The sequence below is a fragment of the Clostridium sp. AF21-20LB genome (genome assembly GCF_003478795.1).
Classification (GTDB): Bacteria; Bacillota; Clostridia; order Lachnospirales; family Lachnospiraceae; genus Otoolea; species Otoolea fessa.
The window spans coordinates 39,542-51,421 of record NZ_QUGD01000020.1 but is presented as its reverse complement, the minus strand read 5'-3'; the positions used below and the strand labels follow the sequence as shown (position 1 = coordinate 51,421).

Annotated in this window: 9 protein-coding genes, 1 other RNA gene and 1 pseudogene; all 11 read left to right on the top strand. The window is 47.7% G+C overall.

Going from position 1 to position 11,880, the window contains the following annotated elements; translation table 11 throughout:
- The coding region (locus tag DWX76_RS14005; protein WP_412694051.1) for a hypothetical protein at positions 1–618 on the top strand (618 nt) is incomplete at its 5' end.
- Between the two features lie 3 nt (positions 619–621).
- Positions 622–1,413 (top strand): hypothetical protein, encoded by a 792-nt coding sequence (locus DWX76_RS10455; RefSeq protein ID WP_118570624.1) that lies wholly within the window; start codon positions 622–624, stop codon positions 1,411–1,413.
- A 463-nt stretch (positions 1,414–1,876) separates the two neighbouring features.
- Positions 1,877–3,559: a carbon starvation protein A gene (locus tag DWX76_RS10450; protein ID WP_022359691.1), complete on the top strand. Its 1,683-nt coding sequence runs from the start codon at positions 1,877–1,879 to the stop codon at positions 3,557–3,559.
- A 325-nt stretch (positions 3,560–3,884) separates the two neighbouring features.
- Positions 3,885–4,892 carry a deoxyguanosinetriphosphate triphosphohydrolase gene (locus DWX76_RS10445; protein WP_117795145.1) on the top strand — a complete coding sequence of 336 codons (1,008 nt, stop codon included), beginning with the start codon at positions 3,885–3,887 and terminating at the stop codon, positions 4,890–4,892.
- Between the two features lie 10 nt (positions 4,893–4,902).
- Entirely contained in the window at positions 4,903–6,816 is a 1,914-nt protein-coding gene (gene dnaG, locus DWX76_RS10440; RefSeq protein ID WP_118570623.1) for a DNA primase, read from the top strand.
- A gap of 204 nt (positions 6,817–7,020) precedes the next feature.
- Positions 7,021–8,134: pseudogene (rpoD, locus tag DWX76_RS10435) on the top strand (RNA polymerase sigma factor RpoD).
- A gap of 43 nt (positions 8,135–8,177) precedes the next feature.
- Positions 8,178–8,945 carry a tRNA (adenine(22)-N(1))-methyltransferase gene (locus DWX76_RS10430; protein ID WP_118570622.1) on the top strand — a complete coding sequence of 256 codons (768 nt, stop codon included), beginning with the start codon at positions 8,178–8,180 and terminating at the stop codon, positions 8,943–8,945.
- Positions 8,932–9,195 (top strand): Nif3-like dinuclear metal center hexameric protein, encoded by a 264-nt coding sequence (locus DWX76_RS15150; RefSeq protein WP_412694050.1) that lies wholly within the window; start codon positions 8,932–8,934, stop codon positions 9,193–9,195. Before DWX76_RS10430 ends, DWX76_RS15150 begins: the two co-directional genes overlap by 14 nt.
- Positions 9,192–9,731: a Nif3-like dinuclear metal center hexameric protein gene (locus DWX76_RS10425; RefSeq protein ID WP_412694049.1), complete on the top strand. Its 540-nt coding sequence runs from the start codon at positions 9,192–9,194 to the stop codon at positions 9,729–9,731. The genes DWX76_RS15150 and DWX76_RS10425 overlap by 4 nt, the downstream gene beginning before the upstream one ends.
- A gap of 12 nt (positions 9,732–9,743) precedes the next feature.
- Positions 9,744–11,396, top strand: coding sequence for a nucleoside kinase (locus DWX76_RS10420; protein ID WP_118570621.1), 1,653 nt, complete (start codon positions 9,744–9,746; stop codon positions 11,394–11,396).
- A 44-nt stretch (positions 11,397–11,440) separates the two neighbouring features.
- An RNA gene (gene rnpB, locus DWX76_RS10415) (RNase P RNA component class A) lies at positions 11,441–11,788 on the top strand.
- Positions 11,789–11,880 lie beyond the last annotated feature (92 nt).

The window sequence follows — 11,880 nt, the reverse complement described above, 5'->3', positions numbered from 1 at the left end:
TTTCAAATTATAGAAGGAGAAACTTTAGGAGAAGTATCTTTTAAAAATACAAAAGGATTGCTGTCAAGCGGAGAAACTTTAGGAGAAGTATCTTTTAAAAATACAAAAGGATTGCTGTCAAGCGGATACCAAGCAATTGTTAGAATTTTGTTAGAATTATTATATTATCAAGAAAAATGTGTAGAGAGTAAGAACTTGGAGCATCCAGTTGTAATAATAGATGAATTGGATGAATTTTTGTCACCAGGATATGCTTTTTTAATAATGCCTTTTTTAAAGACAAAATTTCCCAAAATGGAATTTATTATTACGACACATTCGTGTGATTTGGTTGCTGGAGCCCAAAATGCAAATTTAATTATTTTAAAGGATGATGAGTATGAAGTATTGGATATTAATGATTTGCAATCGATTTCAGAAGTGCAAATCATTTTCGACCGAGTATTTGGCGAACATGCAGTAAAAGAAAACGAAATTGAAATGGAGTTAAGACGTTTATTAAATAATAAAATAAATAACGCATGGGGAGAGCGTGAACAAATTCAGTTAAAAGAGATCCAGAGAAAAAATTTGACTGCATCGCAACAGATAATTTGTAAACAGATATCGGAGTGGTAATGTATGAATGACTATTTGCGCTTGGATATTCCAGTGTTTCAAGTGAAATATAAAAAATGGAAAAAATATGGATATAAGAAGACTGAAGAAAAAGAAAACTTAAAAGAAGTATTGAGCAAGGCTAGTTATGGATACTGTATGTATTGTTATTCACGTTTAGCAGTAGATAACAAATGGTATGGAAATTTAGAACATGCCATTGAAAAAATAAATTCAGATAAATTGATTGAATGTATTCCTAATATAGGAATGGCATGCTCAACCTGTAATCAGTCATTTAAAAAGATAGGAGACAAGAAAAGAAAAATTTCTCAATCAATGAGAGAACAGTTTGAAAAGGAGAGCAAATGTACATTAGAAAAAAGAAAACAATGTACTGTGCCATGTAAAGCATTAAGAAGTTTGCAAAAGTCCTATAGCCAGATGGAAAATGCAGAAATAGTATTACAACCAATGGGCATTGTTGGAGAGGAATCAGAAGAACCGTTTGTATTACAATATGATGTGTTAAAAATGGAGTTTTTGCCTAATATAGCTTTACATAATTATTCGGAAAAAGAAATTTTGTTTATAAATAGGCATATTCAAAGATTTCATTTAAATGATCCAAAATATCGTACGGTTGCGTTAGTCGATTTTGTTAAAAATGTAATTGATGCGGAAGGTAGTTTGCCCAGTTATGAATATAGCAATTTTATAGTTCAACTTTTTGCTGATAAATTGAAGGAAAAAACATTAAAAGAGAGAGTTTCTATATGTAGTAAACTTTATCCAATAATGTTTTTGAAAGCATAAATAGTTTTTTTGAGTCAAAGAAAATATTTTATAGCAGTAATATTACAATTGAGATTGAGGTTATAGCAACTATATAACGTCCTCTATCCAGAAACATGCGGTTTTAAGCCATTCCCACGGCCTAAAAACCGCATATTTTATTGTAACAACGACTTGACATCCCCGGGGGCATTGTGTCTGGAGCGAAGTTTTCCGTTGTAAAAACAATAGGAAGTGCAAGGTGCACAAAAAACAATAAATGAAATTGTAAATTATATTTAAAGTGTTAATTGAATTTTCTGTTCAAAAGAGTATAATTTATATGGTATAAAATGCAGTGAGCATGGCAAGACATAAAAGAACGGGAATACAGAGAGTCACTGGATGGAGCAGGAAGGCTGTTGGGATAGAAAATCCGCCTTTGTTATCCGACTGGATAGCAGAGGCGTTTTTTTATAAATAAACAAAGGAAAGAGGTTTAACTATGAGTGGAGTAATGATGATGATAATCGCCATCGTTGTTCTGGGAGGAGCATACCTTCTGTACGGGCGTTATCTCCAGAATAAGTGGGGCATCGATCCAAACGCCAAAACTCCGGCATATGAGATGGAGGACGGCGTTGATTATGTACCGGCTGATACAAACGTCGTGTTTGGACATCAGTTCGCATCGATCGCCGGTGCGGGTCCGATCAACGGTCCGATCCAGGCAGCAATTTTTGGCTGGCTTCCGGTCCTGCTTTGGATTTTAATCGGCGGCGTATTTTTCGGCGCCGTTCAGGATTTTGCATCCATGTATGCGTCTGTCAAAAATAAGGGACGTACAATCGGATACATCATCGAAGAGTACATTGGAAAATTAGGAAAGAAATTATTTCTTTTGTTCTGCTGGCTGTTCTGTATTCTGGTTGTCGCAGCGTTTGCAGACGTTGTAGCGGGAACATTTAAGGGATTTACGGTCGATGAGGCAGGTGCTGTCACAAAGATAGCGGCAAATGGAGCCGTTGCAACTACTTCTATGTTATTTATCATCGAGGCAGTTGCACTTGGATATTTCCTCAAATATACCAAATTCAACAAATGGATCAACACAGCCGTCGCTATCTTATTACTGGTGGCAGCGATCGCGCTGGGACTGAATTTCCCGGTCTATGTCGATCTTGGAACCTGGCATATTATTATCTTTGTGTACATTCTGATTGCCAGTGTCGCTCCGGTATGGGCGCTGCTTCAGCCGCGTGATTATCTGAACAGCTATCTGCTGATCTTTATGATCGTCGGTGCAGTTATCGGTGTATTTGTGGCCAATCCGGCATGTAATTTGAAACCGTTTACAAGCTTTAATGTAAATGGACAGTATATGTTCCCGATTTTATTTGTAACGATTGCCTGTGGCGCAGTTTCCGGTTTCCATTCTCTGGTATCTTCCGGTACTGCATCTAAACAGATCAAAAATGAAAAGAACATGCTTCCGGTTTCGTTTGGCGCAATGCTGATGGAGAGTATGCTTGCTATCATCGCACTGATTGCAGTTGCTTCCTTTGCAGATGGCGAGGCAGCAGCACAGGGACTTACCACCCAGCCGCAGATTTTTGCAGGCGCGATCGCAAACTTTCTTTCCGTAGTTGGTCTGCCGCATTCGCTTGTATTTACATTAATCAACTTGGCGGTATCTGCATTTGCACTGACTTCCCTGGATTCGGTTGCCCGGGTAGGACGTCTGTCGTTCCAGGAATTTTTCATGGATTCGGACACAGACGAGGAAAATATGAGCCCGTTTGTAAAGGTAGTAACCAATAAATATTTTGCAACCATCATCACACTGGTACTCGCATACCTGCTTACTAAGGTCGGCTATGCAGAGATCTGGCCGTTATTCGGTTCTGCAAACCAGCTGTTATCGGTACTTGCTCTTGTAGCTTGTGCAGTATTCTTAAAGAAAACCAAGCGTCAGGGCTGGATGCTCTGGGTGCCGATGCTGTTCATGATGGCAGTTACCTTTACTGCACTGAGCATGACCATCATAAAGCTCACAAACGCATTTATGACGACCGGTCTGGATCTGGGAAATACACTGCAGCTTGTATTTGCAGTGCTGCTGTTAATCCTGGGTGTATTAGTAGCAATTCAGGGTATCAAGAAACTGCTTGAAAAAGCGGATAAGTAAAAATAATAAGTGAAAATAAAATGTAGATGAGGTCCATCAGGGACAGCCGTTACGTTTTGTATGTATGATAGTAAAGAGAGGATGTCTGTATTCAAAAGAACAGATGTCTTCTCTTTTTCATTCTAAGCCCCTTTGTTCAATAGATGGAAATAAGTAGTCATAATTCCCCTTCTTTCCACATAAAATAAAAAAAAGAAAATAGAAAAAGATCAAAAATCCATGGAAAACCTCTGTCCCAAATTACAAAAATATGATATTATTATAAGATAATGGGCGAACTTTCGAATTTATTCCGTAAATTATTCTGAATAAAGGTGGGATCTGGATGAATATCAGAGAAACGATCGAAAAATGGGAACAGGAAACCCTGAGTCCGTATGCGTCGCTGAGTGCGAATACACGGGGACGGGAGCGGAAAGAACCGCTCTGCGACATCCGGCCAGAGTATCAGCGCGATCGCGACCGTATTCTGCACAGCAAATCGTTCCGGCGTCTGAAACAGAAAACGCAGGTTTTTCTGGCGCCGGAGGGCGACCATTACCGGACGCGCCTGACGCACACGCTGGAAGTATCGCAGATAGCGCGCACGATCGCGAAAGCGCTGCGGCTGAATGAGTCTCTGGCGGAGGCGATCGCGCTGGGGCACGATCTGGGACATACGCCGTTTGGTCATTCGGGGGAGGCGGTGCTCAACCGGCTCTGCAGCGAGGGGTTCGCGCATTATCAGCAGAGTGTCCGCATTGTGGAGGTGCTGGAGCAGAAGGGGCAGGGGCTGAACCTGACCTGGGAGGTTCGCAACGGGATCCTGAACCACCGGACGAGCGGTCATCCGGCGACGCTGGAAGGGAATGTTGTGCGGCTTTCAGATAAAATTGCCTACATAAACCATGATATAGATGATGCGATCCGGGGAAAGATCATGAAGGAAGAGGATTTGCCGCGGGAGTACACGGACATTCTGGGAAACAGTGTGCATGAGCGGCTGAATATCATGATCCACGACATCATCGAGCACAGCCAGGACAAGCCGGAGGTGGCGATGTCACCGGAACGCGAGGAGGCGATGCACGGGCTGCGCCGCTGGATGTTTGACCATGTCTACCATGACGGGATTGCGAAAGCGGAGGAAGGGCGCGCACAGCAGATGATCGAGATGCTGTATGGATATTATATGGCGCATCCGGAGGAACTTCCGGAAGAATCCCACCGGATTATGGAGATAAGAAATGAGACGAAAGAGCGCGCGGTATGCGATTATATCGCGGGTATGACAGATATTTACGCGATTGACCGGTTTAAGGAATTGTTTATTCCGAAAGCCTGGAGCGTATAAGGAGGAAGAAATGTATTATCCGGAAGAGGTAATCGAGGAAGTCAGAATGCGTAGCGACATTGTGGATGTGATTTCCGGATACGTGAAGCTGCAGAAGAAGGGAAGCAACCTGTTTGGACTCTGCCCGTTTCATCATGAGAAATCGCCATCCTTTTCTGTGTCGCCGTCCAAGCAGATGTACCACTGCTTTGGCTGCGGTGTCAGCGGCAATGTGATTACGTTTGTGATGGAATATGAAAATTATTCATTCCGCGAGGCGGTTGAGATGCTGGCGGATCGTTCGGGCGTGAAACTGCCGAAGATGGAATATTCTAAAGAGGCAAAGGCGAAGGCGGACCGCAAGGCGGCGCTTCTGGAGATCAATAAGCTGGCAGCCAATTATTTTTATTATCAGCTCAAGCAGCCGCAGGGAAAGATAGGATATGATTATCTGGTAAAGCGGAAGCTGACGGATGAGACGATCCGGCGGTTCGGACTGGGATTTTCCAATAAAATCAGCGACGATCTGTATCGGTATCTGAAAAGCAAGGGCTATGAGGACGAGCTTTTAAAGGATACGGGGCTGGTGACGATCGAGGAGCTCGGCGCCAGGGACAAGTTCTGGAACCGTGTCATGTTTCCGATCATGGATGTCAACAGCCGGGTGATCGGGTTTGGCGGACGTGTCCTCGGGGACGGGGAACCGAAATACTTAAACTCACCGGAGACGATGCTGTTTGACAAAAGCCGGAATCTATACGGACTTAATTACGCGCGTACTTCGAGAAAGAAATATATGATGCTCTGCGAGGGCTACATGGATGTGATTTCCATGCACCAGGCAGGTTATACGAACGCGGTCGCATCGCTGGGAACGGCGCTGACCGAGCAGCATGCGGCGCTTCTGAAGCGGTATACGGATCAGGTCATTCTGACCTACGACAGCGATGGCGCGGGCGTCAAAGCGGCGCTGCGGGCGATTCCAATCCTCAAGCGGGCAGGAATTTCAACCAAGGTATTGAATATGCGTCCGTATAAGGATCCAGATGAATTTATGAAAAACCTGGGAGCAGAGGAGTTTGAAAAGCGGATCGAGACGGCTAGAAACAGCTTTCTCTATGAGATTGATGTGCTGAAAGCCGGCTTTGATATGGAAGATCCGGAGCAGAAGACAGCATTTTACAATCAGACGGCGCGCAAGCTGCTTGAATTTGGCGAGGCGCTGGAGCGGGATAATTATATACAGGCGGTTTCGCGGGAATACTTTATCAATTATGAAGATCTGCGGCGGCTGGTCAACCAGCTCGGAAGCCGGTATGGCGTCGGGGAGACGGCAGCAGGCGGATATGCGGGTCGCTATGGTGATTCATATAGAACCGGAAATACGACTGGTGCGGTACAAAACAGGGAGGTAGGCGGAAGCGTCGGCAGTGCCGGGGCAGTGTCGGAAAACCGTGGTGCTGGAAATGCAGAGCTTCCGGGAAATGCGGGACCGGCGGTGAGACCGGTGGGCAGGAAGAAGGAGAAGGACGAGGGCATCCGCCGTTCAGAACGCCTGCTTCTTACATGGCTGATTGAAGAACCATCGCTGTATGCCCGGATCAAGGACATCATCGGACCGGAGGATTTTGTAAAACCACTTTATAAAGAAGCGGCAAAAGCTGTATTTGAGGGTCTGGAAGCTGGAAATGTCAATCCGGCGGCGATTTTGAACCGTTTTATCGACGACGAGGGCAATTACAAAGAAGTCGCGGCGCTTTTCAATGCAAGTCTGGAAGAATCCTTAAACAATGAGGAGCAGAAAAAGGCATTTGCGGAGACGGTGCGCCGGATCAAGAAGAACAGCCTCGACGATCAGATCCGGCGGGCGTCGGATTTGAATGAGCTGCAGCGGCTCATACGGGAACAGGCGGGATTGTCTTCGCTCGTAATTACGTTGGAGTGATTGCGGATTGGGAAAAATTGGGTTACTGTACACGGGTAGGCACTTTTGGAACCGAAAGTGCCGTAAGAAAACGTGGTGGCAGCAGGAATTTGCCGTATTGAAATGCGAAGCCACGGCAAATTCCGTTACTGGACACGTATGCGTGTTCAGTAACAAAATTGGAAATGGTCGGGCAGATTCTGAGGATGGAAGGAAGGACGAACTATGGAAGAGAAAAAAGTTACATTTGAAGAAAAACTCACACAGCTTCTGGAATTGGCAAAAACAAAGAAAAATGTACTGGACAATAAAGAAATATTGAATTATTTCCATGGTGAGATACTGAGCCCGGAACAGCTCGATCAGATCTATGATTTTCTGGAAAATCATCATGTAGATGTTCTCCGGATGGATGACGATGAGGACATGGAGCCAGAACTTTTTGAAGACGGCGAGGAGGAGGAGCCGATCGATGTGGACAACCTGGATCTCAGCATCCCGGATGGCGTCAGTCGATGATCCAGTCCGGATGTATCTGAAAGAGATCGGAAAAGTGCCGCTGCTTTCCCCGGAAGAGGAGATTGAACTGGCGAAGCGGATGGAGCTGGGAGATGAAAATGCCAGAAAACGTCTGGCGGAGGCGAATCTGCGCCTGGTTGTCAGCATTGCGAAGCGCTATGTCGGCAGAGGTATGCAGTTCCTTGACCTGATTCAGGAAGGAAATCTGGGTCTTATCAAGGCGGTTGAAAAATATGATTATTCAAAAGGATTTAAGTTCAGCACCTATGCAACCTGGTGGATCCGTCAGGCGATCACGCGCGCGATCGCGGATCAGGCGCGGACGATCCGGATTCCGGTTCACATGGTGGAGACGATCAACCGTCTGATCCGGACTTCCAGACAGCTTTTACAGGAACTTGGACGGGAACCTACCCCGGAGGAGATCGCGGAAAAGATGGAGATGCCGGTTGAGCGTGTGCGGGAGATCATGAAGATTTCACAGGATCCGGTTTCCTTGGAGACACCGATCGGCGAGGAGGAAGACAGTCATCTGGGCGATTTCATTCAGGACGATCATGTGCAGGTTCCGGTCGATGCGGCAACCTATACATTGCTGCATGAACAGCTCATGGAAGTGCTCGATACGCTGACCGAGCGGGAGCAGAAGGTGCTGCGTCTGCGCTTTGGCCTGGACGACGGCAGACCGCGCACGCTCGAAGAGGTAGGACGGCAGTTCAATGTCACCCGCGAGCGGATCCGCCAGATCGAGGCGAAAGCGCTGCGGAAGCTGCGCCATCCGAGCCGGAGCAAAAAATTGAAGGATTATCTGGATGAATGATCTGGAAAGAAGAAATAAAAAATAGAACACAGGAGAATAAATCATGCGGACAGAAGTAAAACTCTCGAAGCGTCTGGAACGGATCGCTTCTTTTGTACAGCCGGGCAGCCGGGTAGCAGATATCGGCACCGATCACGGTTATGTGCCGATCTGGCTGGTGCAGAAGGGCGTGTGCCCGTCGGCATTGGCGATGGATGTGCGGAAAGGCCCACTGGAGCGGGCGGAAGAACACGTGGAAGAGGTGGGGCTTTCCGGGAAAATTGAACTGCGCCTGTCAGACGGACTGGCAAAATTGAAGGCAGGCGAGGCAGACACAGTTGTGATCGCCGGAATGGGCGGAAAACTGACCTGCCGGATTCTGGAACAGGGACGCCATGTGTGGGAGAATTGGAGCGAGGGAAAAGAACGCCTGATTCTGTCGCCGCAGTCGGAGCAGGACGAAGTGCGTCATTTTCTGGAAGAACAGGGATTTTCGATTCTCCGGGAAGCGGTGCTGACGGACGAGGGAAAATATTACATAGTGATAGAAGCGGCGCGAGGCACGATGCGGCCGGGGAGAGAGCAGGATTACCGTTTTGGAGCCGATTTGATCCGGAAGAAAGATCCGGTGCTGCTTGCGTATCTGGAGAAAGAAGAGAAGATAACGCGGCAGGTGCTGGCAGGGCTGACAGAAAATGATGCCCAGAACAAGAAGGAAACTTTAGAAGCCAGTGAAGCGGGAGAGACGGCGATCAGCCGCCGAGCAGCGCGCATCAACGAACTGACCGCCTATCTGGCGCTGATAGAGGAGACGAGACATGAAATGCAGTGAGATTATCAAGATCCTGGAAACACTTTCGCCGCGCAGCATGGCATGTGACTGGGACAATCCGGGGCTTTTAGCGGGGCGCAGCGGGAAGGAAGTGAATACGATCTTTCTGGCGGTGGACGCCACAGATTCTGTGATTGAGCAGGCAGAGCAGGCGGGGGCGGATATGATTTTGACGCACCATCCGCTTATTTTCAAAGGAATCAAGCAGGTGTCCGATCAGAATTTCATCGGCAGAAGAGCCTGCGGATGATTCAGGATGATATTTCCTACTATGCGATGCACACGAATTTCGACGCAGCGCCGGGCTGCATGGCAGATCTGGCGGCAAAGAAGCTGGGACTGACGGATTGTGAAGTTTTAGAGAAAATGGGAGAGACCGGAGACGGCACTTCCTACGGAATCGGATGCACTGGACGCTTCGAACAGCCGATGACGCTGCGGGCAGCTGCCGAGCAGGTCAAGGAGGCATTTGGCCTGCCGTATGCGGCAGTCTTCGGTGAGCTGGACGGTGAAGCAGTGATTCAGAAAGCGGCGGTCTGCCCGGGCGCAGGAGGAAGCACGATGGGAGAGGCACTGGCAGCCGGGACGCAGGTTTATATCACAGGAGATATCAGCCACCATGAAGGAATCGACGCGGTTGCACAGGGCATGGCGGTCATTGACGCCGGACATTATGGAATTGAACACATTTTTACAGAATTTATGGAGAAATATCTGATGAGGAAGCTGGGTGATGCCGTGAAGGTTGTGCGGGAAAAACCGGCGTTTCCAATCCAGATTGTTTAGGGAGGGGATTACATGCCGGAGGTACGGATTGGGAGTGAGATAAAAACATATCCGCAGGGAACCGCCTACGCGGAGATTGCGGAGGAATATCAGAAGAATTACGAGAATGATATTCTTCTGGTCTCGGTAAATGGACGGCTGCGGGAGCTGCATAAAACACTGCAGAAGGACTGCCAGATGGAATTTATCACAGCGGCAGATACGGCTGGCTATCTGGCATATCAGAGAAGTGCCGTCTTTCTGATGATGAAAGCCTTTCAGGATGTGGTAGGCAGGGAAAATGTGAAAAATATCACGGTCTGCTTTTCTGTTGAAAATGGTCTGTATGTGGAGGTGGAAGGCGGGGTAACACTCAGCCAGGAGCTGTTAGACCGTGTGAAAGCGGAGATGAAGCGCCTGTCTGAGCAGGATCTGCCGTTGCAGAAACGGAGTGAAAATACGGATGAGGCGATGGATCATTTCCAGGAGCAGGGCATGTATGACAAGGCGCGTTTGTTCAATTACCGGCGGGCGTCGCGGGTCAATGTTTACCGGCTTGGCGATTATGACGACTATTTCTACGGATATATGGTCATGAGCACCCGGTATCTCAAATATTTTGATTTACAGATGTACGAGGAAGGATTTATCCTGCGTCTGCCGAACAAGAAGCAGCCGAAGGCGATTCAGCCGTTCCATCCGCAGAAAAAACTGTTTGATGTCCAGCAGGAGGCGGAAAAGCTCGGTCACAAGCTCGGTGTGTTTGACGTGGGAACACTCAACGATACGATCGCGCGGGGGCGCATGAACGACCTGATCCTGATGCAGGAGGCGCTGCAGGAAAAGAAGATCGGAGATATTGCGGAGCAGATTTATGAGAGCGGACGCAAACTGATCATGATTGCAGGACCGTCCTCTTCGGGAAAAACGACCTTTTCACACCGTTTGTCGATTCAGCTCGGCGCGCTGGGAATGAAACCGCATCCGATCGCGGTGGACAATTATTTTGTCAACCGTGTGGACAGCCCGCGGGATGAAAATGGAAATTACGATTATGAGGCATTAAACTGCATCGATGTGAAACAGTTTAATGAAGATATGGAAGAACTTCTGGCGGGAAAACGCGTGGAACTGCCGGTTTACAACTTTGTCAAGGGCGAGCGCGAATATAAGGGCGATTTTTTGCAGCTTGGGGCGGAGGATATTCTGGTCATCGAGGGAATCCACTGCCTGAATGATGATTTGTCGTATTCACTGCCGCGTGATAAGAAATTTAAGATCTATATCAGTGCGCTGACCCAGTTAAATATCGACGATCACAACCGAGTTCCGACGACGGACGGACGTCTGATCCGGCGGATGGTCCGCGATGCGAGAACGCGCGGTGCGTCGGCACAGGACACGATCCGGATGTGGGATTCCGTACGCCGGGGCGAGGAGCGGAATATTTTCCCGTATCAGGAAGAGGCGGATGCGATGTTCAACTCTGCGTTTTTATATGAGCTTTCGGTGCTCAAACAGTATGCGGAGCCGATCTTATATAGTGTTCCGCGTGATTCGGCGGAGTACAACGAGGCGAAGCGGCTGCTCAAATTTCTCGATTATTTTCTGGGTGTCAGCAGCGAACAGGTGCCGCACAATTCGATTGTGCGCGAATTTATCGGCGGAAGCTGTTTTAAAGTATGATTGACTGGACAAATGCCTGAAAATATGGTAGAGTTAGGATGTTTTGAGTAAGACAGATGGTCGCGGCTGCAGAACCGAAAGGCTGCAGGTGAGGAAAGTCCGGGCTTCACAGGGCAGGATGCCAGATAACGTCTGGTGGAGGCGACTCCAAGGACAGTGCAACAGAAATGTACCGCCCGGTTTACCGGGTAAGGGTGGAAGGGCAGTGTAAGAGACTACCGCCCGGCTGGTAACAGCCGGGGCACATGTAAACCCCATCCGAAGCAAGACCGAACAGAGAGCGCAAGGCGGCCCGTCTGCTCTCGGGTAGGTCGCTTGAGCCTGCTGGCGACAGCAGGACTAGATAGATGACCATTCAACGACATAACCCGGCTTACCGTTTTGCTCAAATCATTTAAGAGGGCTGTTGCCGAATGCAGATACCAAAGAGCATCTTTATCCGGCAGCGGCTCTTTTTTCTATATTGCATACAAAAGAAAAGGGG

What these genes read in the sequence shown, in the direction of transcription:
- DWX76_RS10425 (WP_412694049.1), top strand. Translation starts at nt 9,192, where the DNA reads ATGATTCAGGATGATATTTCCTACTATGCGATGCACACGAATTTCGAC.
- DWX76_RS10445 (WP_117795145.1), top strand. Translation starts at nt 3,885, where the DNA reads ATGAATATCAGAGAAACGATCGAAAAATGGGAACAGGAAACCCTGAGT.
- DWX76_RS10455 (WP_118570624.1), top strand. Translation starts at nt 622, where the DNA reads ATGAATGACTATTTGCGCTTGGATATTCCAGTGTTTCAAGTGAAATAT.
- DWX76_RS10430 (WP_118570622.1), top strand. Translation starts at nt 8,178, where the DNA reads ATGCGGACAGAAGTAAAACTCTCGAAGCGTCTGGAACGGATCGCTTCT.
- DWX76_RS15150 (WP_412694050.1), top strand. Translation starts at nt 8,932, where the DNA reads ATGAAATGCAGTGAGATTATCAAGATCCTGGAAACACTTTCGCCGCGC.
- DWX76_RS10450 (WP_022359691.1), top strand. Translation starts at nt 1,877, where the DNA reads ATGAGTGGAGTAATGATGATGATAATCGCCATCGTTGTTCTGGGAGGA.
- dnaG (WP_118570623.1), top strand. Translation starts at nt 4,903, where the DNA reads ATGTATTATCCGGAAGAGGTAATCGAGGAAGTCAGAATGCGTAGCGAC.
- DWX76_RS10420 (WP_118570621.1), top strand. Translation starts at nt 9,744, where the DNA reads ATGCCGGAGGTACGGATTGGGAGTGAGATAAAAACATATCCGCAGGGA.